This window comes from Aestuariivirga sp. (assembly GCF_041738905.1).
Classification (GTDB): domain Bacteria; phylum Pseudomonadota; class Alphaproteobacteria; order Rhizobiales; family Aestuariivirgaceae; genus Aestuariivirga.
This window is the reverse complement of sequence record NZ_JBGSOZ010000003.1, coordinates 1-4,019: the sequence shown is the minus strand read 5'-3', so window position 1 is coordinate 4,019 and position 4,019 is coordinate 1. Positions and strand designations below refer to the sequence as shown.

The following is a 4,019-nucleotide window of genomic DNA, read 5'->3' as shown; positions in this document are numbered from 1 at the left end:
GGCGCCGTCCTCGGGGCCGAAGGCGATTGCGATGGTTTTCTCGCTGCCGTTCTTTGCCACAGCCTCCGCATGCAGATACTCGCGGTCAGCCAGTGGGCGAACGTTGTCAAGTTGCAGCGTCTCGTTGCCGGGCAGGCTGAGCGACTTGCTCTGCCGCAGCACTTCGGTCATCCGATCAAGGTAGGCACGCGGACTCGATGAATGAGGCTGCTCGGATGGGCCGTCCGCATCGTCCCCCATGCTCACAGCTGCTTGGATCGTGGCCTCGACCGTGAACGGGCCGCAAACCCGCGTGATTTTGTCGTTTTCCTCGGGACGATCAACAAGGGCCTCCATCTTGGGGTCTTCATCGTTCGCAATCGACCTGAGCGTTATCCTGGGGACGAGGCCGCCGATTTCCTCGCCCTTCTTGTTGCGCTTGCGCTCATAGACGAAGCCACCGGCTGGGCCTTTTGAGGGTTCCTTCAATTTGTACCAGGGAAATGACGATGTGAGCAGGCGCTGCCTGGCTAGGGCAACCGGCACGCGGGACGTGTCGACTGTGATCCAGCGGCGGCCCCATTGCTCGGCTGCGACTGCTGTAGTCCCCGAGCCGCAAGTGATGTCGAGCACCAATTCGCCGGGATCAGTGGTCATCTGCATGCAGCGTTCAATCACCTTGAAGCCGGTTTGCACGACGTAGATCTTGTCGTCCGTGAAGTTGCCGGTAATTGTATCAGTCCAGATGTTGCCGATCTGCTGGAATGGAAAGTCATCGGCGAAGCGGCGATAGCGGATGCTGTTCTTGGCGACGTGAATTCGACCGGCTGCTGCCAAACGGTTCATTCCGTCTGGATAGCTCGCCTTCCAGTGTGAGTTGCCTCCCGGCAGATAGGTCTTTCCAAAATGCTTGAATGGCTGTGTTTCGGAAGCTGCTCCTTGCGACTGAATGTTGTCGGGATTGTATAGTCGCACGCCTTTTGGCAGTTCTTCCTCACCGCGAGCTTCAGCGGCAGTGACACCACGATACATCCCGTCAGGGAACAGCACCCAGCGCGCGTTGCCTTTGCCCAGTTCAACCGGCTGCGGCTGAAAGACCTTGTTGTATTTGACCTTACTCTTATCCTTTGAATACCAGAGCAGGTAGTCACCGAGCGTTGGGAGCGTCGTCGACTCGAACCCCGACGTTGTCTGAAAGGTGATCTGAGAGACAAAGCCGCCTGGAAACACCTCGTCCAGCACTTCGCGAACGTGATGCACGTTGTCGTCGGAAATCTGAACGAACAGCGAACCGGACTCTGTCAGCAGTTCTCTCGCCAGCATCACGCGGTCACGCAGGTAGGCCAGGTAAGAGTGCAGACCGAGCTCCCACGTGTCCCGATAGGCTTTCACCATCTCGGGCTCGCGGATCATCTCGTCGTCCTTCCCGTGATCGACCCGGTTTTTTCGCACGAAAGGCTGAAAGTTCGAGCCGAACTTCACGCCGTAGGGCGGGTCGAAATAGATCATCTGAACTTGGCCGCCCATGCCCTCGTATTCGGTGAGCGAATTCATCACCTGCTGCGAGTCGCCAAGGATCAGGCGGTTGGTCCAGGGGCCCTTGTGCTCGTAGGCGTCCATCCGATCGGCGATGTCGAGGTCCACATCACCGAACAGGTCCAAGGTCTGCCCGCGCGCCTTGTGTGATGTCAGTGTCTCGAGGATCGCCGATGTCGAATGACGCTCGTGCACGAACAAGGGCAACGTCGGCACGCTGATCTGCTGTCGTTCCGCCTTGCCTGCCCAGTTCAGGAAAGGCTTCGTAAGGCTGCGCAGGCGCGCTGCGCATTGCGACAGCGACGTGAACCGCTCTTCTGTCCCATTCCAGATCTGCGGCTGGGCAAAGACTTTAGCCTCCCCCTTCTCGGCAGCATCTGCCACCAAGTTCAGCAGCCATTCCGCAAACGGCCGCTCTCCGTTCTCGTCCCAGGCCAGTTCCGGCGCGAGGCTGGAATCGTAACGATAGGTCTTCGGCGGCTTGCGGTGCGAGAACTGCGCTTCGACCCCGACATCGGGGCGCAGAACGGCCTGATCCGCATGCGCATAGGCGGCCGATCCGTTCCCGGACGCGGTGGGCGCGGCTTTGGGTTTGGCAGGTTCTTGTGCCGTCGGCGCGTCGATGCCCGCCCGCGAGACCGAGCCCCCACGCCCACGTCCCTTGGCCAGCAAGCCCTCTGCAACCAAGTCATCCCGGGTTGAGTGGTACTCGTCATCCGTCAGGTCCGGCATCTCTTTCCGCAGCAGAGCGAGAAGCGCACCGTTTCCAATGGCAGAGCCGTCTTCAGGAATGCTGGCAAGAACAAGATTACGCAGGGAATCGGACATCACGGACTTTCAGTGAAGGAGGTCGTTGCAGCCAAGCTAAGGAGTTTCCGGGCAAAATGCAGCCCAAAGTTGTTCAGTGCGGCGCGGGGCTGACCGTTTCTGACGGGGTCAGGTCACTTGCCAGACCTCGCCATTGTCCAGCCGCTTCACGAAGTCGACCGCCGCTCCGTTCCAGTGATAGGCGAAGTGGGCGCCCTGGGTAGGGATCGGGATCACGTCGGGCCAGAAAACGGCAATGCACTGCCCCTCGGGATATCTGACGCTGGGCCACATGATGCCGCTCGACCCTGCTGCGCGGCGTTCAGCACCGAAAACTTGTGAGGGACCATAGTCGTCGGGGTGGACAAGATCGGCGCGGCCGGTCACGTCATCCAGATCGGCATCCACCGAACCGATCAGTTCGCGGAACTGCGAGGTCCAGCCGGGGGCCTCGTTCGTGGCGCGCATGAAGCGGGCGTGGTGGTGGATGGTTTCGGCGATTGCCACCTCGGTGCTGTCACCCGCGTAGTAGAGGCCAAAGCTGCCGTCCGAGAACCTTCCGGGCCGCAAGGGTGAGCAGTGGACGAAGGGTGCCATGATCCAACTGGCACCGGGTCCCGTCACCCGGCGGGTGATCGGCACCTTGGACAGGTCGCCGATGCTGTCACGGATGCGCGGGTTGAACTTGGCCTCGGCCGAAGCCAGCGCCTCCCAATCGGCGGGGTCAGCGATATCCTCGAACAGGTCGATCGGCGGATAGATCGAGCGGATTATCCGGGCGCTGCGCGGCCAGACCACGCGACGCACGGGCGATGTCACCACGCACCACGCTCGGCATCCAGATAGCGGCGCAGGTCGATCAGGTCGGTGATCTCGCCGCGCATCATGATGTCGAGGGCGCTTTGCCCGTTGAAGGCGGCGTTCGGCTTGCGGATCCACTCATAGCCGCGCGTGGGGTCGGTGAAGATATAGCGCAGGCCTTTGTGGATCCCCATGAGGATCGCCATCCGCGCCCGCAGGTCGCGGTCGATCCGGCCGATGCTGCCCTCTTTCCACCGCGCCCACGTGCGCTGCGCCATGTCGCCCAGCAGCGTCCGGGCTTCGAGGTCGCTGAGCTGCCAGGCGCGAAACAGGTTCACGGTCGTCCGTGCAAGCGCTGCGGCTTCCTCGTCCGTGATGGCGGGAAGGTCAGGGCGAGCGATCGTGGGTTGGATTGTGGCGAACTGCATAATGCTCTCCTCTATGACACGAATATAAAGAAATCATGCCATTTGGCAAGAGCGGGCTACGGCTGCTCACGGTGCGGTTCCTCATGACCAAGGCCGCACCTTCGGCATCGCACCCGTAACCTCGACCTCCCGAAGCATCCCGCCTGCGATCAGCCCACCGCGCGCCCAGTCCAGCGACTGCCACCAATCATCATACCCGCGCCGGGCAGCTGCGATCTGTTCCGGGTTCGGCCGCCAGGTGACCGGACAGGCCAGAACCTCGACGGTGCGCCAGCGCCCCCGGGTCAGAACGCGTTCTGTGCCCACCACGATGGTGGCGGAGCGTTCGCCGTGCTGGTTCTGCCGGGTTTCCACCGGCACGCAGCGCGGCACGAGGCCGGGCATCCAGTCGGGGGTTAGACCGGCGCGCGCCAGTTCTGCCACACGGATCGCCATGCGCTTGCCGCCGAGGCTGTCTGGCAGTCCGGC

At 62.0% G+C, this 4,019-nt stretch carries 4 protein-coding genes; all 4 read right to left on the bottom strand.

The genetic code is table 11. The features are described from left to right. Window positions 1–2,343 (bottom strand): site-specific DNA-methyltransferase (locus ACEW8Q_RS00380; RefSeq protein WP_373502068.1); only part of this gene is annotated, 2,343 nt, incomplete at its 3' end. Window positions 2,344–2,451: 108 nt separating this feature from the next. Further along, window positions 2,452–3,129: an RES family NAD+ phosphorylase gene (locus ACEW8Q_RS00375; RefSeq protein ID WP_373502067.1), complete on the bottom strand. Its 678-nt coding sequence runs from the start codon at window positions 3,127–3,129 to the stop codon at window positions 2,452–2,454. 8 nt (window positions 3,130–3,137) lie between these two features. Then, window positions 3,138–3,551, bottom strand: coding sequence for an MbcA/ParS/Xre antitoxin family protein (locus ACEW8Q_RS00370; protein ID WP_373502066.1), 414 nt, complete (start codon window positions 3,549–3,551; stop codon window positions 3,138–3,140). A gap of 81 nt (window positions 3,552–3,632) precedes the next feature. Then, window positions 3,633–4,019: hypothetical protein (locus ACEW8Q_RS00365; protein ID WP_373502065.1), on the bottom strand; the 387-nt coding region annotated here is incomplete at its 5' end.

Coding starts and splice junctions, on each gene's coding strand:
- ACEW8Q_RS00370 (WP_373502066.1), bottom strand. CDS start 3,551: ATGCAGTTCGCCACAATCCAACCCACGATCGCTCGCCCTGACCTTCCC.